The organism is Vibrio atypicus, assembly GCF_009811315.1.
Lineage (GTDB): Bacteria > Pseudomonadota > Gammaproteobacteria > Enterobacterales > Vibrionaceae > Vibrio > Vibrio atypicus.
Genome location: NZ_BLID01000002.1, coordinates 533,543 through 557,883, shown reverse-complemented (window position 1 = coordinate 557,883; position 24,341 = coordinate 533,543). Strand labels below are relative to the sequence as shown.

Genomic DNA, 24,341 nt, shown 5'->3' with positions numbered 1-24,341 from the left:
CAAGCACACCAGCGAAAGCGATTAGACGTTTCATTTTCGCCTACTAGCCCATATGATGAGTACAATGACTTTAACATATGTGTGGTAGTTAAATATGGATATGCTAACCGTTCTCGATGGTGGATTAGGGCGAGAGCTAAAAGAAATTGGCGCGCCCTTTTCTCAGCCTCTATGGAGCGCACAAGCCTTAATGGAAGCGCCTCAATACGTTGCTATGGCCCATCAACGTTTTATTGACGCTGGCGCAGAAATCATTATTACCAATGCCTACGCGTGCGTCCCTTTTCATTTAGGTGACAAACTCTACCAAGAGCAAGGATCCCGTCTTGCGCAGCTTTCCGCTGAAATTGCGCGAACCGTGGCGGATGATTGCAAAAATCGTGTCCAAGTTGCCGGTTGTATTCCACCAGCAATGGGAAGTTATCGCCCAGACCTTTTTGATGCTGAACTGGCTAAACCAATCATAGAAACCCTCTATCTAGCCCAAGATAAGTTCGTCGACTTATGGATTATCGAAACACTGGCTTCGATTAAAGAGTTTCACCTTAACCATTCAATTTTAAGTCAATCTTCCAAACCAAGTTACTACGCTTTCACGCTGGAGGATACGCTACAAGATGAAGCAAAACTGCGATCTGGTGAAACGGTTAAAGATGCGGCTTATGAGCTCGTTAACTGCGACATTCAAGGTATGTTGTTTAATTGCTCTGTCCCGGAAGTAATAGAACAAGCGATTAAAGATGCTAAATCTGCCTTCAAACAAGCAGGAAGAGCTGATATTGAAATTGGCGCGTATGCGAATAATTTTGAAGTCATTGAGCAAGACCATGAAGCCAATGACGCGCTTCAATCAATGCGCTCATTAACGCCTGAAGAATATTTAAATTTTGCCAAAAAATGGAAACGTGCTGGCGCTAATATTATTGGCGGCTGTTGTGGTATTGGGCCCAAATATATTCAAGCATTAAGTGACTGGAAAAGAAAAGGAGCCATTTAGGCTCCTTTCGTTTATTCATTTTTGTAGTAAGAGACTACTTTTTGTCGCGAATCATACGGCGAAGACGTGAACGACGCTCTGCTGCACCTTGGTTAGAATCACTTGGGTTATTCTGACGCGTTCTACGGTTTTTAAACGCCGGTTTTGAGTGCATTTTCTCTAACAATGCCGCACGGTTTTTAGGCTCATAGCCCTCAAGCTCTTTGCGGTAAATGCGTTGACCAATTAACGTTTCAACTTGCTGTAAAGTTAACTCTTCTTCACGGTTTACAAATGAAACGGCATTACCACGTTGGCCCGCACGCCCTGTACGACCGATACGGTGAACATAGTCTTCCGCTAGGAACGGCATATCAAAGTTAACCACGTGAGGTAAGTTTTGAATATCCAGACCGCGAGCAGCAACATCGGTTGCGATCATCACGCGCGCTTTTCCAGACTTGAACTCATCTAATGCACGACGACGTGCACTTTGCGCTTTATCACCATGACAAAGTACTGCCTTAATACCATCAAGCTTCAGTTCTTTAACCAGTTCATTGGCCGTTTCTTTATAGTTCACAAAAACAAGCACTTGTTGCCAGTTTTTACGACCAATCAGTTCAGAAAGCAGTTCACGCTTACGCTCTTGCTCGACAGGATAAACGACGTGAGCAATGGTATCTGCAGTTACGTTTTCACGCGCGACAGAAACACGTTTAGGTTGGCGAAGAAGCTCACCTGCCAATTTGTTCATTTGCGCAGAGAATGTCGCAGAGAACAACATTGTTTGAGGCTTTGATGAAACGCCAGACATGATGCTTTCAATTGCAGAAATAAATCCCATATCCAACATACGGTCTGCTTCATCAAAAACAAGAAATTCTAGATTAACTAAAGAAACATTGTTTAGGTCAAGGTGTTCAATCAAACGACCTGGAGTGGCCACAAGAATATCTACGCCGCCTTCTAACGCCTTCTGCTGAGAAGACATCTTTGCACCACCGTAAATGGCCACTGTCTTGATATCTGTGTACTTAGTGTAATCTTCAATGTTCGAAGCAATCTGCGCTGCTAACTCACGCGTTGGCGCTAAAATAACCGCGCGCGCTTGATGGCGACTGCGAGCTTTTGCATTATCTAAAATGTTTTGCACAATCGGCAACGCAAATGCTGCCGTTTTACCTGTACCTGTTTGCGCGTTGGCTAGAATGTCATGCCCTTTTCGTGCGAATGGGATCGCTTTCTGCTGTACGGGTGTTAATTTCTCATATCCGCACTCAGTAAGCGCTTTCACGATTTCCGGAGAAAAGTTTTGTGATGCAAATGACATATCTTGTTCCTAAAGCTAACGGCTAATACAAAGCATAACCAAAATTACGGTCGCAGATTATAGAGCAATAATGCCTCTGTTGGGGACTTATTTTTAATTTAGACGAAATAGAGCTGAAATCATCCGAATATCATGCGATTCCAGCTCTTACTTTACACATTAAAGTACTTAATAAGCCTTACTTGACTCAATAAGTGGCTTTAAATGTTTGGACGTGCCGTTTCTTGGGCTGAAGGTGGCAAATGTGGCAAGGTTACTTGTGGTTGCTCACCCGTCAACGATCTAAGGAATTCAGTAATCTTCACAGATTCATCCTTAGTGAGCTTTTTACCTAGCTGTAAATCCGCCATCATTGAGACCGCTTCTTGTAAATCCCATACAGAGCCGTCATGGAAGTACGGGTAAGTCAGTTCAACGTTTCGAAGTGTCGGTACTTTGAACACGAACTTATCAAACTCATTACCAGTTATCGCTTTACGGCCTATGTCCGGATTATCAGTATCAAATGGTTTTACTAAACCCATCTTTTGATACATCTGTCCCCCGGCTAAAGGCCCACTATGACACGCGGTACACCCTTTTTCTTTGAACAAGTTATACCCTTCAACTTGAGCTGTCGTTAATGCACTGTCATCCCCCTTCAACCAAAGATCGAATGGCGCGTTTGGAGTACGCAACGTTTGCTCAAAAGTGGCAATGGCATCAGTGACATTGTCGATCGTAATCGTGGCTGAACCGTAGGCTGAATTAAACCAATCCCGATATTGCGGAATGGACTGCAAGGTATCAATGGCTAAATCATGGCTAAATGCCATTTCCAGTGGATTTTCGATCGGGCCTGCCGCTTGTTCTTGCAAGTCTTTTGCTCGACCGTTCCAAAACTGAACAAAGTTAAGATCTGAATTGAGTACCGTTGGCGAGTTTATCGGCCCAATTGCCCACTTGTGGCCAATCGAACTTGGTAGATTATCCACACCGCCTTTGGCTAAGTTATGACAGGAATTACAAGAGATGGTGTTTGATGCGGACAAACGTGGTTCAAACCAAAGTGTTTTTCCTAACTCGACTTTACGCATATCCAGGCCCTGTACGGGTTCGATCGCCTTGATTGGTTCACTGGACTCCCGTTCGGCAAGCGCTGAAAATGACAATGCGGATAAGATGCTCACTGCAAATATTGCTTTCATGGTGGCTTCCTTTTCAAGTGATTATAAATCTCACTAGCTTGGCGCAATTTCTTATTGATGCGCTCTGGAAACAACCGTAAATGAATTGATTTACTCAATGAAATGCAAAAAATCGATGGTTTTAATGACAAAAATCGATGTTAAAAACGATTACTTTTTACGCACCAATAGCCACCTGAACTACCGTTCAAGATGCAACAATTACGCAACAATGTTATTAACAAATCAATCAACGCATTTATTGATACACATCAATTCTATAAAACCGACACAACCCACTTCCTCTTCATTTTCCAATTGGCACACCTAAGCTCCTATTGGAACCTTTGCCTAAAGAGTTCAATAAGTACTTTTACTTTGTTGGGTAGAAACATTGCCGAAGGATATATCAGGGTTAAATGCTGCTTTGGGTGAGAAAAATCCTCCAATACTTCAACCAAATGACCTTGCTGTAACGCTGGTTTGGAGTGAATCTGAGGAATGAATGCGATTCCATTTCCATTCATTGCCATCGAACGCAATAAATTGAGATCATCCGACTTAAGCGCGATAGGAATTTCTGGATTCAATAAATCTGCGTTGTACCGATTGGTCAACAACCGATGATTCTTCAGGTCTTCTATTGTCTGAATTTCAGGATACTTGTCCAAGTAGGCTTTAGCAGCCACAAAGTGACTACGATAAGGCAAAAGACTAAACTGCACATAGCTATCGTCCGTCACCTTTACAACACTAGGCAGAAGCTGCAAATCAAAGGCTTGGCGCTTTAAATCGACGCTTTCTTGATGGTTTTCAATCTCGATAGAAACATCTGGGTAACGCTGAGCATATTCCGTCACAATGGCATTGAACGCCGCCGAACTCATTAGTGCTGAAGGTATTGCCAGTCTCACCTTTCCACTATGCTGGTTCTGATGCTCCTTCATAATGGTCAGCCCTTGACGTAAATAGCCTATTGGCTGCTCAGCAAGTTCATACAGTCTCGCGCCATGAGCTGTGAGCTCAATAGTACGAGTAGTTCGAATCAGCAATTGGCAGCCCAACGCTTTTTCTAGTTCTTGCAGACGTCGACTGACTTTAGAACGCTGTAATCCATTCGCTTCCGCCGCGGCACTAATACCGCCATGAACAACGGTCTGAACAAACAAATTAACATCATCTAAACTTACGCTCATTGTCCTACTTTTAGGTCATTTATGTATCCTTTCCCATTCTACTGAACTGTGACCAACTTCTCTATAATCCACCTCCCTTTTCTTTTAATTGGAATGACTATGACGGCAGATCATAAATTTAAGCACTGGATGAGAACACTTATTGTCCTATTCATTGTTCTTTTCTTCTACATTACTCTCGCAGATCGTCATGCACCAATTACCACTGAAGGCAGGGTTCAAGGCTATGTCGTGCAAATCGCGCCGGAGGTGACAGGAAAAGTAACAGAGGTATTGGTCGCGAATAACCAATCTGTAAATCAAGGTGACGTGCTGTTTAAAATTGATGACCGTAAATACCACATCGCTTTACAACAAGCCCAGTTGTCACTTCAATCTGCATATGAAAAAGAAGCGACACTCTACTCACAGCGTGAAGCTGCGCTGGCTAATATCGCAAGAGCGCAAGCCAGCTATGACAACTCTCATCGGGAGTATTCACGCCTTCAAAAGCTATCCGAGCAAAAAGTGATCTCTCAATCAAACCTAGATACTGCATTTGCGCAGAACCAAATTGCTCGCGCGGCACTCAAAGCAGAAAAACAAAACCTAAACGTCATAGACGCGCAATTGGGTGATCAGGTCGGTCAAAGCACTCCCGTGCAACTCGCTCAAAACAATTTGGAAAAAGCGCGCCTAGATATCATTAACACACAGGTTGTTGCGCCAAGCGATGGTGTTGTAACCAACCTACAACTCGAGATTGGTAGTATGGCAAATACGAATCAACCGTTAATCACGTTTGTGCCTACAGGGTCCATGTGGATTGCTGCAGACTTTAGAGAAAAATCGGTTGCGGGCCTTTCAGATGAGTATCGAGCATTCGTTGCTTTTGATGCTTATCCTGGTCAGATCTATCCGTTCGAAGTGTCAAGCCGCGATTACGGTGTTTCTACTGCACAACAAACCCCAAACGGAGCCTTAACGAAAGTGGAAGTCAACAACCGCTGGGTAAGAGATGCGCAGCGAACTCGCGTCAACCTACGTAATGACGAAGCAATGCCGCAAGCACTATTTATCGGATCACGGGCGACAATTTCGCTTTACCCAAAAGACCAACCTTTTTGGCACTTTATGGCTAAGGTACAAATTCTCTTAGCGAGCTGGTTCCATTACATTTATTAGAGGCAGTGACATGAAAAGCCTTCGTATTTGGTTCGGATGCTCTTTTGGGTTAGCACTTAGCATGCTCTTTGGCTGGTCTTATGGTTTCTTTGCAATCATGTTACCCCTTTTCGTATTGGGTAGAATGAATCGATTCCACCTGCCTATGCTACTTATGGTCTGTTTTTCTGCCATTTGGACGACACTGCAAGCAACTTTTTTGCTGGAGTATCTTCAATTCCATCCAACGCTGTTGTTTGTCGCCGTTGGTATCATGATGTTATTTAAATGCATTGCGATGATGAATCCCAAAACGTACCTGTTTGGCTATATGGGACTGCTCGTGGGTTCCATTGTGCTCAACTTTGCTAGCTATGATTTTATTGATATTGAAGAATTTAACGTCAATCTTTGGGTGATTTCATTTGCCAATATTTTAGTCTGTGCGCTTGCGTACTGGCTATTTCCGGAGCCAAACTCAGATGTATCCCAAGACGAGATGATCACACCTGTTAAAAGTGATATTGATTACATTAGCCAAGTCGCGATGGGTTGGGTCGTGGCGATGGCGGCGTTTGTCGTCTTTCAGGTTGCAGATCTCTACGATTCACTCTCAGCTCAGGCGTCGATCTTAATTATACTCACGCCTATGACTCTAGCGGGCTCAATGGCAATGGCAAAAATCCGAATCATTGGTACCGCATTAGGGTGCGTCGCAGGTATGGCTGTCCAGTTAATATTAGGGAGTTGGTTTGGCCATGGCCTCTTATTTTGGCTCGCATTTACCATCGCTATGGGGCCCTTTTGCTTGTGGTTAACTAAAGGACAAATCAAAGCGGCGATTGCGTTTTCGGCAATGTCAGCATTGGCCGTTCCCCTAACAACATCGCTCGTACCTGAACAAAAAGACGCGTTTTTCTCGATACTCTATCGATTCAGTTCAATATTTGTCGCCGTCACCTTAACCGCAATGGTCATGTGGGTCGTTCATCACGCTATTCGACTCTATTTACTAAACCATCGTACAGCTTGATATTGCTACCATAGAAAAACATAAGGCGACACTTAAGTGCCGCCTTACTCATCAACTTCGCTAGATAATTACAACATGTACATTCGAGCAGTTCGCGCCGGAATGTTGAAAGTATGGTATTGGCCACTAACGGTTTCTGTTGCACCACTCAACACATCCTTGTAAGGCACAAACCAGTTGAACTCGTTCTGGTACGTATCCACCGTATAGCTGCGCTCTTCACCACACTTATTGATACCGACAACGCCCTCTTTGCCACGTTGGAACATCAACAAGCACTGATCACTGTGCAAGACTTTCATGCTTTTACCTTGCATCGCATTATGGAATTTAAGCATCTGCTTCATATCCGTTCGATTCCAAACATCTGCCCAGCGGCCATTATCTCTATCTTCAGCGTCTGGCAAGTTGTCGCTATAAATCAGTGGTGTGCCGCCATCCTTACCTAAGATATACGCGTAGGCTAAAGCCTCATCAGATTCGTTCATGATCTGATAACGGAACCCATCATTAGTAGGAATGTCATGTGTAATCGTAAAGGTAATTGAGCGTGAGCTCTCAAGAGCTTGACCATAAGCCAACGGATCATGCAGTTGATTCATGCCGCCATTAATTGAAAATGCCTGACGAATAGAAGCAAATAGCGGAAAATCATACGCGGAGTGATTGGTGTTGTTTAGATAAGGCGCTAAAAAAGAGTCATAGCTTGAGTCACCTTTACCGCCACTCGTAATCACCTCGCCAAACACATGCATTCCAGAAGTAATATCTGGCGTAAACACTTGGTCAATTTGATACTGGCTCATGTGCTTCACTGCATCAATTCTAAAACCCTTAACCCCCATATCCTTCAAGGCTTGTAGATAGAGTCGTTGCTGAGAGACAACCCAATGGTTAGGATCTAAATCTGGTAATCCTTTATCTCCGGCCCCGCCACATAAACGCCAATACTGAACATGCCCAGGATCTCCCCAATTAGTAATACAGCCTTCAGGGTGGAAATCATTCGGTGATAAGTTGTTATAAGTTAAATCGCCAAATAGTGTTTGCTTAGCAAAATATGACGCATTCTGCGCGTACTCATTGAGTACATCGCTGCCAGGATAGTTGAGATCATCACGCTTCCAACTTTCATTCGCCATGTGATTTAAAACAACGTCGGCATACACATCGACATTTTGTGCTTTTAGCGCGGCAATCATGGCGGCTAAATCTTCTTTGTTACCTAAAGGTGAATCGATAACACGCAGATCTTGCGGCTGATAACGAGCCCACCACTCATTACCACTTGATTTCATCGCAGGAGAAATCAGTACTTTCTTGTATCCTGCCTCTGCGATGCTTTGAGCATGAGTCGTCACATCAGAATACGACCAGTTAAAGGCATGCAAAATCGCATCGGCATGTGCCGTACCAGAGAATCCACAAGCAGCCATTGCAGACAAAAATAGTGATTTAGAATAATTCATAGGGTTTACTCTTATTATAAAATTCCAATGAATAGTATTCCTATAATTCAATTGGTAAATATCGCCTACTGTCAGCTTTGGCATACCATCACTCTCTGTATGGGTGTTCCTTTAGTAAATGTGCTGTGGTTAAAGTTTTGTGTAGTTTATTAATAATAAAAAGTATGATATGCAATAAATCAGATGAGAACAGATATCAAAATGAAGCCTAGACAAAAAACTCGGTCAATTTTTACCTACTTATACGCAGCGAGTTTTATCGGTATTGTTGGGGCTATCATCTTATTCATAGAGTTAACTTCCGGCTATCTTATGCAATCGGACATCGATTCGTTTGTTGAGAGCTCAGGCATACACGTACAAAGCTACCTGGACAGCAAAGGAAAGCCCGGTGGTTTCTATGAAAGGATCAATCAGAGCCGAGAACTCGTCTATTACACCCATAGCCTGGCTTTAATTGACGACAACGCCATTGCCGGTAAAAACTGCACCGGCTGCCGTATGCTGACCAGTTTTCAAGGGCAAGATGTCTATATCCGCGAAGATAAATACTTTTCTTCAGCATTTCCTATTCCAGATACAAATCAGTTCTTACTCCTGACCGAATTTGAAGACCCTTTTGAACTTCAACAAGAATGGTATGAAGACCCTGACACGCACTTTCTTATCATGATGTTTGTTATGATCGGATTGTTACTTGGCTTACTCATCTATGTGCCTTTAGTGATCGTCAATAAACGAGTTAAAAAGCTTCTTGATGTTCAAAAGCAGTTTGGTCAAGGTAACTTGAGTGTGCGTGCTGAAACCAGCCGAGTCTCACCCATGAAGGAGATTGCCGATAGTTTCAACTACATGGCAGATGATATTGAAAGCAAAGTAAAACAGTCGCAGATCTTCTCTTACGCTATCCCTCATGAGATTCGCACGCCTCTTACACGTATCCAAGTTGCTAGTGACCTCTTAAGACGTGAAGATACTCAGCAAAAAGAGCAACTCTTCGATCAAATTGATTGCTACATAGAAGACATCTCCCTGCTCACCTCTGACATTCTCAAACTGGCTAAGCTAACCAATCAATCCGGAGAGAAAAGCATTGAACTCAGCGAGATTTCACTTATTGATTTGTGCCAAACACGTTTGGATCTCATGTCGGATGCAGAGACGAAAACATTGATTGTCAAAGATGACATTCGCCCAATTTGCTCGGCGCCTGAATGTTATATCAAATTAGTCATCGACAACTTAATCAAAAATGCGACCAAATATGGCAATGGTGAAGTGCGAGTTACCTTGTCGGATTCAGAGCAACATTGGTGCATTGATGTCGAAGACAACGGCAAGGGCATTCCAAAAGATAAACAAGAAGAAATCTTCATTGCTTTTTCTCGACTCGATAAAAGCCGAAATCTCAACAAAGGTGGGTTCGGGTTAGGTCTTGCCATAGCGAGCCAAGCCGCTAAAAACGCTCAACTCACCATTCATGTCGACGACAGTGACCTAGGTGGCGCGAAGTTCACGCTCAAAATTCCAAAGCCTAAAAGCTAATCCGTGCCATCTTGCTCAGTCACGCATGTTGAACGTGGCTGAGCATTACTCCAACGTTTTGGACATATTGAATCCCGTAATCGAGAAGCCAACCTCTTTAGAAAAACAAACCGTCGCGCGATGACCAAGCAAATCGCGGATATTGTTAAAATTCTCAATTCATGGCAGTCTAATTTGATAGGTTAAAAACCACTCAAAAGGAACGCGTAATGATGGTCAGTGCAGCATATGTCGTTGCCGCAATACTTGCGCTCGTGATCAGTACTTACATTTTAACCCCAGCAGCTAAACTCTTTCATTTCGTCCTAAAAGTTGAACGAAAGCGAGCCAAGCTCATCGTGAAACATATCCGCATTGGAGAGACGAGCGTTGAGTACAGCCGAGGTGGGAAAGGTATGCCGCTACTTCTGCTTCATGGTTTTGGTGCAGACAAAGAGAACTGGAATCGTATCGCACCTTATCTAACACGACACTATGATGTCATTGCGCTTGATCTACCTGGTTTCGGTAATAGTTCTAAAGATATCAACGCTCAATATGGTGTTGCAGAACAAGTCGAACGGTTACACGAATTTACCCAAGCGCTCGGGTTACGTCGCCTCCATATTGCAGGGAATTCGATGGGAGGTTATATCGCCGGAAACTATACTGCTCAATTCCCAGAACAAATCGAAAGTCTTTGGCTACTGAATCCATTGGGTATTGTCCGTAGCGAATTGAGTGAAATGTTTGCCTCACTACAAAAAGGTGAAAGACCGATCGTTTTAGCTCGAAATGAAGAGGAGTTTAAACAACTCTTTCAGTTTCTATTTGTCCATCCCCCTTTCTTGCCTGGCAAAATAGTCCACTACCTAGGTCAACAAGCCGAACTTAACGCCGACTTAAACAGCAAAATATTTCAACATATACATAGATTGGATAAAGGCTGCCCCAACTTTGAAGCACCGCTAGACAACGTGCTTGAAGGTTATAGTGGCCCGCTACTAGTCACTTGGGGTGAGAAGGATCGCGTGTTGCATTCCTCAGGAGCTCAAGCACTTAAAAACACGGCACCTCAAGCAACGATTTCCATGATGAAAGACGTAGGTCACTTACCTATGCTTGAGCGACCAAAACAAACGGCCGATGCGTTTAATGCATTTATCTATAGAGCCAATACTCGCTGAGCGTCCTACCAACCCTAGCCACGAACTTCTTCTCTACCGAATCGAAGCACACTTCGGATAGTCTTTGCACTTTACGAAGATTAAACAATCATTTTATTTCAATGACTTACCACATCAGTGCCAAGCCTGGATAGGCAGTGCCTTATGTGGATAGTTTTTACATATCGATAACATAAAGATAAAGGGGAACATTAACGAACTCAGCTCAAAAAGAGCAGTGGGGAGGCATTCCGATGAAAGGTTTACAAGGTAAAGTCGCTATCGTGACTGGCGGCGTAACAATAATTGGCCAAGCAGTGGTCAACACTCTGGTTGAACACGGCGTCACTGTAGCCGTGTTCGACATTCAACCTCCAGTATTCGAGCCCAGCCCAAGTTCCTCAGTCAGTTATCATCAAGTCGATATTACTCAAGATGATGAAATTCAACGAGGTATTGAGAATGTCTTTCAAAGTTGCGGCCGTATCGATTTCCTCGTCAATCTTGCTGCGACTTACCTAGATGAAGGAATGAACTCAAACCGAGAGGATTGGTTAACAGCATTGGATGTCAACCTTGTCAGCTCAGTCATGATGGGGAATGCAGCCCGACCATACATGATCAAACACGGTGGAGGCTCCATCGTTAATTTCACAAGTATTTCTTCCTCAGTGGCTCAAACAGGCCGTTGGCTGTACCCCGCTTCAAAAGCGGCTTTATTACAAGTCACTCGAAGTATGTCCATGGATTATGCCGGAGATCGCATCCGTGTGAATTCTGTCTCTCCTGGTTGGACGTGGTCTCGGGTAATGGATGAACTAACTGGTGGAAACAGAGCAAAAACAGACAGCGTAGCCGCCGATTACCACCTGCTACAACGCGTTGGGGATCCAGAAGAGGTCTCTAACGTTGTCGCTTTCTTACTATCGGATTCTGCCAGTTTTGTTACAGGGGCTGATTACGCCGTTGACGGAGGCTATTCCGCAATGGGGCCGGAGCAGTCTTTACCCGCCATACCTCGTTTAGCCGAATAACGGAATAAACACCTAATGTCATCAAGGAGAAAAACAATGAGAAACATCGCAATTGTGGGTGGTGGTCAGGCTGGCCTACCTTTAGCTATCGGACTTTTAGACAATGGTTATAACGTGACTGTTGTGACAAACCGAACACCGGAAAACATTCGAAATGGGAAAGTACTGTCTAGCCAATGCATGTTTGATGATGCATTGCAGATTGAACGAGACCTAGGTTTAAATCTTTGGGAGAAAAACTGCCCTAACGTTGATGGTATTGGGTTTACGGTTCCAAGTGACGTCAACCCAGGTGAAAAAGCGGTGACTTGGGATGCTCGTCTCGACAATCCAGCTCAATCTGTTGACCAACGTGTAAAGATCCCTTTGTGGATGGAACTGTTTTCTTCTAAAGGTGGCAACTTAATCATTGATGATATGGGCGTTCCCGAGCTTGAATTGCTCTCGTCATCGCATGATTTAGTTATCCTCGCAGCCGGTAAAGGTGAAGTGGTAAAACTGTTTGCAAGAGATGAAGAACGCTCCGCATTTTCAACTCCGCAACGCGCTCTTGCTCTAACGTATGTCAATGGAATGGAAGACAATGATGAATACAGCAAAGTTGGCTTCAATCTGATTCCTGGCGTAGGTGAGTACTTTGCCTTCCCTGCTCTTACCACATCAGGCCCTTGTCACATTATGGTCTTTGAAGGGATTCCTGGTGGTGAAATGGACTGTTGGAATGGTATTGGCTCACCTCAAGAGCACCTTGAGACCAGTAAAAAAATCCTCGAAAAATACCTTCCTTGGGAAGCCGAGCGATGCAAAAACATCGAACTGACGGATAAAAATGGCATTCTTGCTGGTCGTTTTCCACCAACAATCCGCAAACCTGTCATGACATTACCTTCAGGCCGTCTAGTGTTTGGACTTGGGGATGCAGTCGCAACAAACGACCCAATTACGGGCCAAGGTTCAAACAACGCAACAAAAGCTTGTAAGATCTATCTCGATGCCATCCTAGCGCGAGGCGATCAACCTTATACCGCAGAATGGATGAACGAAACTTTTGAAACGTTTTGGGATTACGCGGGTGATGTTGTCGATTGGACAAATAGCCTTCTAACTCCGCCTCCTCCTCACATTCTAGAATTGCTTAGTGCCGCGCAACAATCACCTTCTCTTGCCTCATTGATTAGCAACGGATTCAACCATCCCCCTAGCCTATACCCGTGGTGGAAAGATCCACAGTTATGTAGCGAGCTCATTCAAAAGCACCTAAATGCTTGAGTTACTCAACCAACAACGTAATAGAGAGTTTAAAGAATGCAAAAAGCGGTTATTGAATCACAAGAAAAGCATGTTGCGGAAAGTGCTAAACCAGAAGACAACATCTCCCCTGCATTAAAGTGGGAAGAGGAATCTTTACACCCAAAAGTTTTTCGCAACGCTCTGGGCAAATACCCTACCGGTGTCGCGATCGTTGCAGCCACTACAGCCGATGGGACGCCTATTGGCCTAACGATTAATTCTTTCGCGTCCCTATCTCTAGAGCCGCCACTCGTGCTTTGGAGTTTAGGTGAGCAATCACCAAACCTTAAAAACTTTAATGAATGCAAATACTTTACTATCAATGTGCTCGCCGAAGGCCAACAAGACCTAGCGATGAAATTTGCTAGCTCAAAAGTAGCAGACAAGTTTTCGGGTACTTCATATTCCCTTTCAGATGAGGGAGCACCTGTGATTGATGGTGCGATTGCAACACTGATATGCAGCAACGAAAAACAAGATCACGCTGGCGACCACATGCTGTTTTTCGGCAAAGTGTTACGAGTTGATGCAAACGACGATGAACCGTTGGTTTTCCATTCAGGGAGCTTTACCTCTCTGCTTGGTACCGATTGATTAATACTAAGGAGCCCCTATGAAACCATCTGTTCTTGCAATGCTTTCTGAAGGAATAACCGGAAACACAATCAATATTGTTGATCTTACCCATACGTTAGATGAGCAATTCCCATCGTTACAGTTACCCCCAGAGTTTGCTCAGGTTTGGGGATTTAAAAAGGAAAACATTTCCTGCTACGACAATAATGGCCCCGGTTGGTATTGGAACAATTTCAGTTGTGGAGAGCACACCGGTACCCATTTTGACGCCCCTATTCATTGGATTAGTGGAAAAGATCAACCTCAAAACTCAGTCGATACCATTTCAACGAAAAATTTTATCGCACCGGCGGTCGTTTTGGACGCGAGTAAATTTGTTGAAGAAGATCATGACTGGTTATTAACCGTAGACTTTCTTGAATCTTGGGAAGAGCAACACGGCAAAATACCGAGAGGGGCGTGGGTACTCTTTCGTACAGATTGGTCTAAACGGATTAACGACCCGGACGCATTTTTAAACATGCGCGAAGATGGCACGCATACGCCAGGACCAACTCAAGAAGCCGTTGAGTGGCTCATTCAGGAAAGAGATGTCATGGGGTTCGGTGTTGAAACAATCAATACTGATGCTGGGCAATCTTTCTCATGGCCAACCCCACTCCCTTGTCATACGTTGATGCACGGTGCAAACAAGTACGGCCTTCAATGTCTGAAAAACCTCGACCTTTTACCGCCTACCGGCGCAATGATCGTTGCCGCTCCTTTAAAAATTAGCGACGGCTCTGGCAGTCCTCTGCGAGTTCTTGCTCTCATTGAGTAACGGTTATTAGGTTAATCCTAGGTCGTCCCCCTTATCTGTAGTATTGGATGGAGCAGTAATGACGAAAAAAAGCGATAGTGCTGAAGTCATTATTGTTGGTAGCGGCATAAACTCTTTGGTTTGTGCCGCGTTACTAGCAATCAATGGCAAGTCAGTGATAATTCTAGAGCGAGACAGTGTCTCTGGTGGGTGCATACGGACGGAGTCCTTATTCCCTGGCTATCAACACGATATAATGTCGAGTTGGTATCCGCTATTTGTAGGCAGCCCGGCCTATGCCGAACTTAAAAGTAAGTTGGATGATGCCGGACTAGAGTTTGTTCAAAATGAATACTCAACAGGTGTCGTATTTCCTGACGGTTCAGGGCTTGCACTAAAAAATGACATTGAAGACACCGTTCGCCGAATGGAAACACTTTGGCCCGGTGATGGCGAAGCCGTTGGGAAAATGGCAGATCAGCTGTTTAACCATGATGCCGAACTCACTTTCGGTTTACTTGGTAACAGCCCCTACGCGTGGCAAACAGCTAAACTCCTCTTTTCTGAGTGGCGCAAGCGAGGATTCGGAGGGCTAACTGCCTTTGCCGGGGACGCGATTGAGAGCTTTCGTCGATGGTCATCTCGGACATTGTCCCATGACAAATCGCGCGCATTGATCGCTCCTTGGGTACTACACACGGGGCTAGGTCCAGATGAAGCCAGTTCTGCTCTAATTGGTAAGCTGACGTTTGCTGCAGTCGTTGCTGGCGGGATGCCCGTTGTTAAAGGGGGAAGCGGCAACATTGTTAACGCGCTGATAAAAGTCATTCAAGATCATGGCGGCACTGTTATCAATGACGCGTTCGTCGAAGAGATCATTACCTCTGGCTTAGGGAAACAAACAAAAGCGATCGGCGTTGTTTCACATGGCAAAGTCTACCAAGCGACTGAAGCGGTTGTGTGCAATGTTACGCCAAAGCAGTTGTATAGAAAGTTGCTCTCACCATTGCCCCATGTCTCCCCTGAAGTACAGTCTCGTGCGGACGCATATCAATTTGGACGAGGAGGCATGCAGATACATTTTGCCCTTAGTGCCCCTCCTTCATGGTCTACGCCTGAATTAATCAACGTACCTTTAGTTCACTTAACAGAAAGCATGGAACAAGTCTGCCTGTCCGTTACGGAGGCAAACAACGGTTTACTCCCATCAAAACCCACGCTTGGTATCGGGCAACCTACAGCCGTAGATCCGAGTCGAGCGCCTGATGGAGGTTGGATTCTATGGGTTCAAATGCAAGAACTGCCTTCAGTGCTAAAAGGCGATGCATTGAACGAGATAGATATACCCGATGACGGGAAATGGACACCGGAAGTAAGAGAGTTAATGGCTGACCGCGTGCAAAAACGCTTGGAACTCGTGATGCCGGGGCTTTCAGATATCATCGTAGGAAGAAAAGCTTACTGTCCTGCAGATTTGGAAACACTCAACAGTAACCTTGTAGGTGGCGACCCTTACTCTGGGATTTGCAGCCCAGATCAGTTTTTCTGGTTGCGTCCTTTTGCGCCTGCAAACGGTGCCAAAGCCCACAACACTCCAATTTCCAATGTTTATCATATAGGAGCAAGTACCCATCCCGGACCAGGTTTAGGCGGCACTTCTGGCTACCTAGTTGCCAAAGATTTATTGTAAATACTCTTAACAATTTCATACGCACTTTTGCCCGACCTCGTCGGGCTTTTTTTGCTCGCATTACGCTTTACGAAGACTATCGCTAGGGCTTTCACCATACCTAGCCTTGTACTCTGCACTAAACCTTCCCATATGTGAAAAGCCCCATTTAAGCGCAACACCAGTGACACTTTGTGCTTGTCCACTCAACAATTCCGCTCTAATTTTCCCCATCCTTAAATCACGCAAATATTGCATTGGACTGGTTCCAACAAAGTTTTTGAATCCTGAGTACAAGCTCCGACAACTTACACCCGCTATTGCCGCAAGCTGTTCAGATGTGATGCTTTCGCTTAAATGCGCCTCGATATAGTCCTGTACGAAACGGACATGTCTAGGACGAACTGTCGTCTTCTTAATGCTCGAACGGTTGGAATAGTTATGTTTATGGCAACTGAGTAAGCAAGTCGCAACCAGTTGATCTAATTGAGAAAGGATAAGGTTGTTTTGCTGAGAAACTAAATCAGCGTGTATGCCATAATTAACCAGATAAGGAATGAGCTTTGACCACTCAGTTTTCTCTTTCCAATTGAAACCCAATTCAAATTGGATAGGTTCGTCTATCTGATGCCCCATGACACCAACCAGTGTTCGTTCAACTAATGTACGGGGAATTCTCACCATGAATTGATGAACACCGGGCTTCCAAACCATATTAATTTCATCATCTGGGCTCAATACTGATGCAAGTTCTTGGGAGGAATCAATAGTCTCAATTCCATTGTCTATGGCAGCATGGCCACTCAAAGGCATTTGAACCAAGAAGAAATCTTCTAAGGCGCCGGGTTGAATTTCTACGCTAGTACCATACGTCAATCGACTCAATGACACCTCTCCGAGTTGCAAGAAGTGCATTTTTGCATCGAGTTTATGCCTTTCATCAACCACCGTTAGTGAATGGGGCTTCATTACCCTCCCCACCGACTCTTTTACCTCCGCGATACTCCGAGAAGAAAAAAGTAATCGTTCGGGGGTTGCAAGCTGTGCGACGGTTTGACTATTTAGCGCTCCTGTTCCATTTGAGTAATACATCCGGCAACTCCTTCAAGTTTTACTTGTCTTGCCTTTGTGTGACTGCCTAGAAAAGCAATTTCACTCTTTTCCCGTCAGTCTAAGTGACAACTTTATCACTTATTTATTATTAACACATTATTTACATTTACCGTCAAATTTGTCTTATCTTCTATCCATTTTGTGCGCTTCCTATCCGGATTGCGTCGTATTTGTTAATAACTTTATCCCCTCTCCTATTTTCTCAATGACTATTTTCGCGCTTGTTTTCTTAAAGTTTCAGGCGCATTCCGCCTCAGATTCCCGTCTTCTTATCCTGTCTCTGCATCGCCTATCCACTCCTGGCTTGAAACTGTTTTAACTGGTTAATCATGCATTGATGTTGGCGCGCTGGTGCTTTTTAGTAATTAGACGAATTAGGGAAAACCACTAGAGGTAATGATGGCTGAGCGATCGTTTGTAAACGAAGTGAAAAAGTTACATCTCCAAGAAGGAGAGGTGTTTACTGGTGAAGGGATTCTTGCGGTTACAAAGGCACTGTTGGAATCTGGCGTTAACTATGTCGCCGGTTATCAGGGCGCGCCAATTTCACATTTGATGGACGTATTAGCAGACGCACAAGATATCCTCACGGACTATGGTATTCGTTTTGAAAACAGCGCCAGTGAAGCAACAGCGGCTGCCACACTTTCCGCCTCGGTCAATTACCCTTTAAGAGGCGCGATCACTTTTAAATCTACGGTTGGCACAAATGTCGCGAGTGACGCATTAGCTAACCTCGCTTCTGGCGGAGTAAAAGGTGGGGCGCTGATCATCGTAGGGGAAGATTATGGTGAAGGCTCTTCCATCATGCAGGAACGCAGCCATGCTTTTGCCATGAAATCCCAAATATGGTTATTGGACCCTAGACCTAACCTCACCTCTATCGTCAACGCGGTTAAAAGTGGCTTCGAACTATCTGAAGCCAGCAATACTCCTGTCATGCTCCAAATTGGTATTCGTTCATGTCACTTACATGGTCAATTTGTTGCGTCAGATAACAAACGCGCTGTCTATTCTCTAAATGATGCGCTCGAAAACCCACAACGAGACATCGACAGAATTGTTTTACCTCCTGCCAGTTTTTTACATGAGCAGGAAAAAATAAATCAGCGTTGGCCAGCAGCCACACGCTTCATTAAAGAAAATCAGCTCAACGAATTCTTTGGTAAAGACAACGAGCATATCGGGATTGTCCTCCAAGGCGGATGCTACAACAACGTTATCCGAGCGCTTGAGAAACTCGGATTCTCTGACATTTTTGGTGATGTTCAAGTTCCACTCTATGTACTGAACGTGACCTACCCACTTGTTGATGAGGAATTCGAGGAATTTTGCCGCGACAAAGATAGCATTTTAATCATTGAGCAGGGGCAACCTAACTTCATTGAACAAAATGTCGCGAATATTTTCGCTCAATGCGAAGTGACAACTCAGCTCCACGGCAAAGATTTTCTGCCACAGGCAGGAGAATACAACACCGCAACGCTGATTGATGGCATTTCAACATTTTTTGAAAAGTATGGCCTCATCAAAAAAGAGACATCGATAGAGCAAGACCTCTCAATTCCTGTAATGGAAGTCGTACCTGAAGTAGAAACGTTTGAGCCTGACTCCTCCCCCGAGCCGCTTGATCAACTAGTCCATGCTCGCCCCCCCGGTTTTTGTACGGGCTGTCCTGAACGTCCCATATTTACAGCGATAAAGTTACTAGAAAAAGAAATCGGGCCGAGCCATATCAGTGCTGATATTGGTTGCCACCTGTTTTCTATTTTACCCCCTTTCAATCTTGGCAATACCACCATGGGATACGGTCTAGGAGGTGCTGGCGTTTCCGCTTTTCACGCTGAGTCGTCAAAACGAGCTATTGCTGTCATGGGCGATGGCGGATTTTGGCATAACGGCCTAACCAGTGGCATCGCCAATTCCGTATTCAACAAAAATGACCATGTAACAATCGTGGTCGATAATCGATACACAGCAGCAACGGGTGGCCAAGACGTCCTCTCGTCCGTTGCAACAAACGAAACAAGGAGTACAGGTCACGATATAGAAGAAGCGGTCAAAGGTGTCGGCGTTCAGTGGGTTAAATCTGTCGAAAAAACCTATGACCTCAAAAAAATGGTTGGAACATTGCGTGAAGCCTTAACGACCAAAAAATCAGGGCCAAAAGTCTTGATCGCGCAGGGCGAATGTATGCTCAACAAACAAAGACGTGAAAAGCGTCAAATTCGCAAAGATATAGCCCAAGGTTTGAGAAGCGTCCGAGAACGTTTTGGCGTAGACCCGGACACCTGTACAGGCGATCGTTCTTGTATTCGACTGTCTGGCTGCCCTTCTCTATCCATTGCACCAAATCCAGATCCTCTCAAAAAAGAGCCCGTCACAGCGGTATTAAACAGTTGTGTTGGATGCGGCTTGTGCGGAGAAATCTCGCATGCTGCCATCCTATGCCCATCGTTTTACCGTGCTCGAATCATCACAAACCCTTCGAGGCTGGAAGTTTTCGCTCATGGCGTTCAAACAAAAATCATTGGATGGCTACAAAGCCAATATCAACGCAAATTATCTCGGATAGCGAAGTAAAGGGACAATAATAATGAATCCAAACAACCCTATAAAAATAGCCATTTTAGCAATGGGAGGAGAAGGCGGTGGTGTTTTGGCTGACTGGATCGTCAACCTAGGCGAGCGCAACAACTATTACGCACAAACTACGTCCGTACCGGGCGTTGCGCAAAGAACCGGCGCCACGATTTACTATGTTGAGCTGTTCCCCAAAAGCGTCGCAGAACGAAAACAGAAGTCACCTATCTTGGCGTTAATGCCTTTGCCTGGAGATGTGGACATTGTGCTTACATCAGAGTTGATGGAGGCCGGGCGAGCGATTCAACGTGGGTTAGTAAGCAAAGAGCAAACCATTTTAATAACCTCTACACACCGAGTCTATTCCATCAAAGAAAAGTCTTCGATTGCTGATGGACGAATCAACAGCCAGTCCATTATCAATCATGCAGAGAAAGCCGCTAAACACCTAGTACATTTTGATATGGCCCAAGTCGCTTCAAATAATCAAAGTGTTATTAGTTCAGTGCTGTTTGGTGCGCTATCAGAGACAGGCGTATTGCCTTTCAGTCGAGCTCAATTCGAAGATACCATCAAACAAGGCGGTGTCGGGGTTAAAGAAAGCCTAAACGCATTTCAAGAATCCTGCCGGATTACCGCTCTAATGCATCAAGATATAAAAGACAGCGATGCAACGGACGCAGCGGCGACTAGCTCAGATTCAGAAGAGTCACACCCGTTAAGTCAGGGTTTCCCGGCACAATGCCAACCAACCATTAATCAAGCTATCTATCGCCTGATGGATTACCAAGATAGATCTTACGCAGAAGAGTACATCCAACATCTACGCAGTTTGTCGTTTTCAGATGAGCCTGAATTGTTAGAAGTTGTCGCTCGCCATCTCGCGTTGTGGATGAGTTACGAAGATGTCATACGCGTTGCCGACCTAAAGGTAAGGAACACAAGATTTCAGCGAGTACAAAAAGAAGTCGGTGTGCAGCAGCATCAACTGCTTCATATCCACGAATTTCTGCATCCGGGGTTGGATGAGATCTGCGAACTGCTTCCATATCGACTTGGAAACTGGATAAAAGGCTCTCGCCTGATTTCAAGCTTCATTCAAAAACTCACCAAAAACGGAAAGATTGTTCGAACGACGTCACTATCCGGTTTTTTCCTTATGTATTTGTTGGCCAACTGGAAAATCGTCCGCAGATCAACGCAGCGCCATCGTTCAGAAACCTCTGAAATTTCGCGTTGGCTACAAAAAATCGAAGCAACATCCAAACAAAACCCCGCTATCGCGCACGAGATCGCTTTATGTCAACAGCTCGTGAAAGGTTACGGCGAAACGCACAAACAAGGTTTTCAAAAATACTCGACGCTAATGAGAGTTGCTGACTCATATCCAGACCTAGTCACTCCCTATCTGCTCAAAGAATTAAGAGAAGCGGCATTAGCTGATGACCAGGGAAGCTTGCTCTCTGAGCGTCTTTCTCATTACGAATTTGCCTAAATACAGGATAAATGGAGGACAAATGAAAAACATATTTACGTTGCCCTATCGAATACGGTTCTCAGATTGCGACCCTGCCGGCATTGTGTTCTATCCGCAATATTTTGTGATGTTCAATGACTTACTAGAAGCATGGGTCGATTCCATCCTGGACGGCGGTTTCGCCCATTACATTGGCCAGTCCCGCTTTGGGCTACCTGTTGTCAACCTGCAGGCCGATTTCAAAGCAATCAGCAGAATGGGTGATGACGTTTACCTTCAACTCGAAGTTGAGCGAATCGGTGATAAGTCACTTGGTCTTACCTACAGATGTGTTGATGCTTCTGACCAGCTAAGAATGGAAGCGCGTCAGACCTTAGTAACCACATCATTAGTGACGCACAAAGCCGTACCTATTCCTACAGAGTTAAAAACGGCAATCCGCAACTTCTGTAACCCTACCCAATTACAAGTACAAAGGAGTGAAACATGAATATCGTATGTATCGGTGGCGGTCCAGCCGGTCTCTATTTTGGCTTATTGATGAAACTGGAAAACCCGGATAACCGTGTTGTCGTAATTGAACGAAACCGCCCTTATGACACATTTGGATGGGGCGTTGTTTTTTCTGACGCCACTCTTCAAAACCTTCGTGAAGCAGACCCTGTATCAGCAAAGATCATTGAATCTGAGTTCAGCCATTGGGATGACATTGATATCCATATCAAAGATGAAGTCATTCGTAGTACCGGACACGGATTTATCGGGATTGGTAGGAAACGCCTTTTAAATATTCTTCAACAGCGATGCGAAGACCTAGGAGTTGAGCTGGTTTTTGAAACCAATGTTGAAGACGAACAAGAAATAGCTCGTCAGTATCAAGCCGACCTGATTATCGCGTCAGACGGCATCAATAGCGCTATTAGAACCAAATACGCAGAGCAATTTAAGCCAGATATCGATACACGTAAATGTCGCTTTGTATGGCTTGGCACCGAGAAAATCTTTGATGCCTTTAGTTTTCTGTTTGCTGAAACGGAACACGGCTGGTTTCAAGTTCATGCCTATCAATTCGAAGAAGGACTTTCCACATTTATTGTCGAGACAACCAACGACACATGGGAAAAGGCAGGTATCGAATCAATGAGCCAAGAAGAAGGGATCGCTTACTGTGAGAAGATCTTCGCTCCTTGGTTAGATGGACACAAGCTCATTTCTAACGCCAGTCACCTTAGAGGTTCAGCCATTTGGATTCAATTTCCCCGCGTTATCTGTGGCGACTGGGTTCACTGGATTACCGACAATGAAAAAACGGATAAACGCATTCCGGTCGTACTGATGGGAGACGCCGCACATACTGCGCATTACTCAATTGGCTCCGGAACTAAGCTCGCTTTCGAAGACGCCATTGACCTAGTAAATAGCCTGAGAAAACACGGCAACCAGCTAGAGCTAGGCTTAGAAGACTACAAAAAAGTTCGTAGCGTTGAAGTCCTCAAAATTCAGAATTCAGCGAGAAACTCGACAGAGTGGTTTGAGAATGTCTCCCGTTATGCACACATGGAACCAGAACAATTTGCGTACTCCTTGCTGACTCGTTCCCAACGTATCACACACGAAAACCTGAAACTAAGAGACCCAGATTGGATTTCCAAGTATGAAAAGTGGTTTGCTAATACTCAGGAAAAGCAGCAAGACGTTAAACAAACTGTACCACTCTATACGCCGATTTCTTTCCGAGGAGTGACGCTTGCTAACCGCGTTGTTGCCTCTCCGACCCTTCTATATTCTGCAAATGAAGGCGTTCCCAATGACATGCACAAAGTCCACTTAGGTGCCAAGGCTCTTGGCAGTGTTGGGCTTGTCATGACAGAAATGGTCGCCGTCAGTGAAAATGCGAGAGTCACAGATGGTTGTGTTGGAATTTGGAATGAACAACAGCAGGAGAAATGGGCAGAAATTACTGATTTCATCCATAACCAAACCTCATCGGCAGTGGGTATCCAACTAGGGCATGCCGGTCGACGTGGTTCAATCCAACTGGGCTGGGAACAACCTAATCGTCCTAAAGAGAGTCATAACTGGCCTATCTTGTCTGCATCAGCCATTCCTTACGTTGAAGGTCAGAGTGAGACTCCTCACGAAATGACAGAAGCTGAGATGGATACTGTCATCAAAGACTTTGTTGCCGCCACACGTAAAGCCAATGAAGCAGGATTTGACTGGTTGGAATTACAAGCAGCCCAAGGTTACTTGCTATCAAGCTTCATATCCCCTCTAACCAACAAAAGACAAGATAAGTATGGTGGCTCCCTCCAGAACCGAATGCGCTTCCCTCTGGAAGTATTCAATGCGATACGAAATGAATGGCCAGCCGACAAACCCATCGCAGTCCGTATATCCGCGACTGACTGGGTAGAAGGCGGCACGACTGTCGATGAAGGCATCGAAATATCCCGGCTTTTCTATCAAGCCAGTGCAGATATGGTGGTGGTTTCAACCGGTGAGGTCTCTCCCGATGAGAAGCCTGTATTTGGGCGTATGTACCAAACACCAATGTCAGATCGCATTCGCAACGAAGGCAATGTTCCTACCATGGCCGTTGGCAATATTACCGATGCGGATCAAGTCAACAGCATCATCGCTTCGGGTCGCGCCGATCTCTGTGCTATCGCACGCCCTTTGATGCTCAACCCTGCTTGGTTGATTGAAGAAAGTATCCGAATGGGATGGACGACACCAGTACCAACCCCTTATCAAGCGGCTTTGCCTCCAAAGCTAACCCACCAATAATACA

At 44.9% G+C, this 24,341-nt stretch carries 19 protein-coding genes; 14 read left to right on the top strand and 5 right to left on the bottom strand.

What is annotated here, in order from left to right; genetic code table 11:
• Positions 1–94: 94 nt before the first annotated feature.
• Positions 95–997, top strand: coding sequence for a homocysteine S-methyltransferase family protein (locus GVO60_RS07055; RefSeq protein ID WP_159652269.1), 903 nt, complete (start codon positions 95–97; stop codon positions 995–997).
• A gap of 34 nt (positions 998–1,031) precedes the next feature.
• Here GVO60_RS07055 and GVO60_RS07050 read toward each other — a convergent pair whose 3' ends face one another.
• From GVO60_RS07050 to GVO60_RS07040, 3 genes are all read right to left on the bottom strand, one after another.
• Positions 1,032–2,309 carry a DEAD/DEAH box helicase gene (locus GVO60_RS07050; protein ID WP_159652267.1) on the bottom strand — a complete coding sequence of 426 codons (1,278 nt, stop codon included), beginning with the start codon at positions 2,307–2,309 and terminating at the stop codon, positions 1,032–1,034.
• A gap of 200 nt (positions 2,310–2,509) precedes the next feature.
• Complete coding sequence (locus GVO60_RS07045; RefSeq protein ID WP_159652265.1) at positions 2,510–3,496, bottom strand: cytochrome-c peroxidase; 987 nt, start codon at positions 3,494–3,496, stop codon at positions 2,510–2,512.
• A 314-nt stretch (positions 3,497–3,810) separates the two neighbouring features.
• Positions 3,811–4,671: a LysR family transcriptional regulator gene (locus GVO60_RS07040; protein WP_159652263.1), complete on the bottom strand. Its 861-nt coding sequence runs from the start codon at positions 4,669–4,671 to the stop codon at positions 3,811–3,813.
• A 99-nt stretch (positions 4,672–4,770) separates the two neighbouring features.
• Between GVO60_RS07040 and GVO60_RS07035 the strand changes: the two genes are divergently transcribed.
• On the top strand, positions 4,771–5,835 hold the full coding sequence (locus GVO60_RS07035) for an HlyD family secretion protein (RefSeq protein WP_159652261.1): 1,065 nt from the start codon (positions 4,771–4,773) through the stop codon (positions 5,833–5,835).
• Between the two features lie 10 nt (positions 5,836–5,845).
• Positions 5,846–6,847: a DUF2955 domain-containing protein gene (locus tag GVO60_RS07030; RefSeq protein ID WP_159652259.1), complete on the top strand. Its 1,002-nt coding sequence runs from the start codon at positions 5,846–5,848 to the stop codon at positions 6,845–6,847.
• A 68-nt stretch (positions 6,848–6,915) separates the two neighbouring features.
• Here the strand turns inward: GVO60_RS07030 and GVO60_RS07025 are convergent, their stop codons facing one another.
• Positions 6,916–8,316, bottom strand: a complete 1,401-nt coding sequence (locus GVO60_RS07025) for an alpha-amylase family protein (RefSeq protein WP_159652257.1) — start codon at positions 8,314–8,316, stop codon at positions 6,916–6,918.
• Positions 8,317–8,517: 201 nt separating this feature from the next.
• On the opposite strand from GVO60_RS07025, the gene GVO60_RS07020 reads away from it, so the two are divergent.
• The 7 genes from GVO60_RS07020 (at position 8,518) to GVO60_RS06990 (ending at position 16,395) form a co-directional block, all read left to right on the top strand.
• The gene (locus GVO60_RS07020) at positions 8,518–9,861 is read left to right on the top strand and encodes a sensor histidine kinase (RefSeq protein WP_159652255.1); all 1,344 of its coding nucleotides are present in this window, start codon (positions 8,518–8,520) and stop codon (positions 9,859–9,861) included.
• Between the two features lie 209 nt (positions 9,862–10,070).
• The gene (locus GVO60_RS07015) at positions 10,071–11,027 is read left to right on the top strand and encodes an alpha/beta fold hydrolase (RefSeq protein WP_159652253.1); all 957 of its coding nucleotides are present in this window, start codon (positions 10,071–10,073) and stop codon (positions 11,025–11,027) included.
• 233 nt (positions 11,028–11,260) lie between these two features.
• Positions 11,261–12,040: an SDR family oxidoreductase gene (locus GVO60_RS07010; RefSeq protein ID WP_159652251.1), complete on the top strand. Its 780-nt coding sequence runs from the start codon at positions 11,261–11,263 to the stop codon at positions 12,038–12,040.
• A 36-nt stretch (positions 12,041–12,076) separates the two neighbouring features.
• The gene (locus GVO60_RS07005; RefSeq protein ID WP_159652249.1) at positions 12,077–13,309 is read left to right on the top strand and encodes a styrene monooxygenase/indole monooxygenase family protein; all 1,233 of its coding nucleotides are present in this window, start codon (positions 12,077–12,079) and stop codon (positions 13,307–13,309) included.
• 36 nt (positions 13,310–13,345) lie between these two features.
• Positions 13,346–13,924 (top strand): flavin reductase family protein, encoded by a 579-nt coding sequence (locus GVO60_RS07000; RefSeq protein WP_159652247.1) that lies wholly within the window; start codon positions 13,346–13,348, stop codon positions 13,922–13,924.
• Positions 13,925–13,943: 19 nt separating this feature from the next.
• Positions 13,944–14,726, top strand: a complete 783-nt coding sequence (locus GVO60_RS06995) for a cyclase family protein (protein WP_159652245.1) — start codon at positions 13,944–13,946, stop codon at positions 14,724–14,726.
• Between the two features lie 58 nt (positions 14,727–14,784).
• Positions 14,785–16,395, top strand: a complete 1,611-nt coding sequence (locus tag GVO60_RS06990) for a phytoene desaturase family protein (protein ID WP_159652243.1) — start codon at positions 14,785–14,787, stop codon at positions 16,393–16,395.
• Positions 16,396–16,455: 60 nt separating this feature from the next.
• Here the strand turns inward: GVO60_RS06990 and GVO60_RS06985 are convergent, their stop codons facing one another.
• A complete protein-coding gene (locus GVO60_RS06985) occupies positions 16,456–17,466 on the bottom strand; it encodes an AraC family transcriptional regulator (protein WP_159652241.1) in 1,011 nt (336 codons plus the stop codon).
• A gap of 447 nt (positions 17,467–17,913) precedes the next feature.
• Between GVO60_RS06985 and GVO60_RS06980 the strand changes: the two genes are divergently transcribed.
• The 4 genes from GVO60_RS06980 to GVO60_RS06965 are packed head-to-tail and all read left to right on the top strand — an operon-like array spanning position 17,914 to position 24,337.
• Positions 17,914–20,070, top strand: a complete 2,157-nt coding sequence (locus GVO60_RS06980) for a thiamine pyrophosphate-dependent enzyme (protein WP_225874903.1) — start codon at positions 17,914–17,916, stop codon at positions 20,068–20,070.
• A gap of 13 nt (positions 20,071–20,083) precedes the next feature.
• A complete protein-coding gene (locus GVO60_RS06975) occupies positions 20,084–21,565 on the top strand; it encodes an indolepyruvate oxidoreductase subunit beta family protein (protein WP_159652239.1) in 1,482 nt (493 codons plus the stop codon).
• A 22-nt stretch (positions 21,566–21,587) separates the two neighbouring features.
• On the top strand, positions 21,588–22,037 hold the full coding sequence (locus GVO60_RS06970; RefSeq protein ID WP_159652237.1) for an acyl-CoA thioesterase: 450 nt from the start codon (positions 21,588–21,590) through the stop codon (positions 22,035–22,037).
• Positions 22,034–24,337 carry a bifunctional salicylyl-CoA 5-hydroxylase/oxidoreductase gene (locus GVO60_RS06965; protein ID WP_159652235.1) on the top strand — a complete coding sequence of 768 codons (2,304 nt, stop codon included), beginning with the start codon at positions 22,034–22,036 and terminating at the stop codon, positions 24,335–24,337. Before GVO60_RS06970 ends, GVO60_RS06965 begins: the two co-directional genes overlap by 4 nt.
• The last annotated feature ends 4 nt before the right edge of the window (positions 24,338–24,341 follow it).

Bases quoted from the DNA above. Each gene is read 5' to 3' on its own strand.
- GVO60_RS07040 (WP_159652263.1), bottom strand. From the start codon at position 4,671: ATGAGCGTAAGTTTAGATGATGTTAATTTGTTTGTTCAGACCGTTGTT.
- GVO60_RS06975 (WP_159652239.1), top strand. From the start codon at position 20,084: ATGAATCCAAACAACCCTATAAAAATAGCCATTTTAGCAATGGGAGGA.
- GVO60_RS07015 (WP_159652253.1), top strand. From the start codon at position 10,071: ATGATGGTCAGTGCAGCATATGTCGTTGCCGCAATACTTGCGCTCGTG.
- GVO60_RS07030 (WP_159652259.1), top strand. From the start codon at position 5,846: ATGAAAAGCCTTCGTATTTGGTTCGGATGCTCTTTTGGGTTAGCACTT.
- GVO60_RS07035 (WP_159652261.1), top strand. From the start codon at position 4,771: ATGACGGCAGATCATAAATTTAAGCACTGGATGAGAACACTTATTGTC.
- GVO60_RS06990 (WP_159652243.1), top strand. From the start codon at position 14,785: ATGACGAAAAAAAGCGATAGTGCTGAAGTCATTATTGTTGGTAGCGGC.
- GVO60_RS07050 (WP_159652267.1), bottom strand. From the start codon at position 2,309: ATGTCATTTGCATCACAAAACTTTTCTCCGGAAATCGTGAAAGCGCTT.
- GVO60_RS07045 (WP_159652265.1), bottom strand. From the start codon at position 3,496: ATGAAAGCAATATTTGCAGTGAGCATCTTATCCGCATTGTCATTTTCA.
- GVO60_RS06995 (WP_159652245.1), top strand. From the start codon at position 13,944: ATGAAACCATCTGTTCTTGCAATGCTTTCTGAAGGAATAACCGGAAAC.
- GVO60_RS06985 (WP_159652241.1), bottom strand. From the start codon at position 17,466: ATGTATTACTCAAATGGAACAGGAGCGCTAAATAGTCAAACCGTCGCA.
- GVO60_RS06970 (WP_159652237.1), top strand. From the start codon at position 21,588: ATGAAAAACATATTTACGTTGCCCTATCGAATACGGTTCTCAGATTGC.
- GVO60_RS07010 (WP_159652251.1), top strand. From the start codon at position 11,261: ATGAAAGGTTTACAAGGTAAAGTCGCTATCGTGACTGGCGGCGTAACA.
- GVO60_RS07055 (WP_159652269.1), top strand. From the start codon at position 95: ATGGATATGCTAACCGTTCTCGATGGTGGATTAGGGCGAGAGCTAAAA.
- GVO60_RS06965 (WP_159652235.1), top strand. From the start codon at position 22,034: ATGAATATCGTATGTATCGGTGGCGGTCCAGCCGGTCTCTATTTTGGC.
- GVO60_RS07005 (WP_159652249.1), top strand. From the start codon at position 12,077: ATGAGAAACATCGCAATTGTGGGTGGTGGTCAGGCTGGCCTACCTTTA.
- GVO60_RS07000 (WP_159652247.1), top strand. From the start codon at position 13,346: ATGCAAAAAGCGGTTATTGAATCACAAGAAAAGCATGTTGCGGAAAGT.
- GVO60_RS07025 (WP_159652257.1), bottom strand. From the start codon at position 8,316: ATGAATTATTCTAAATCACTATTTTTGTCTGCAATGGCTGCTTGTGGA.
- GVO60_RS07020 (WP_159652255.1), top strand. From the start codon at position 8,518: ATGAAGCCTAGACAAAAAACTCGGTCAATTTTTACCTACTTATACGCA.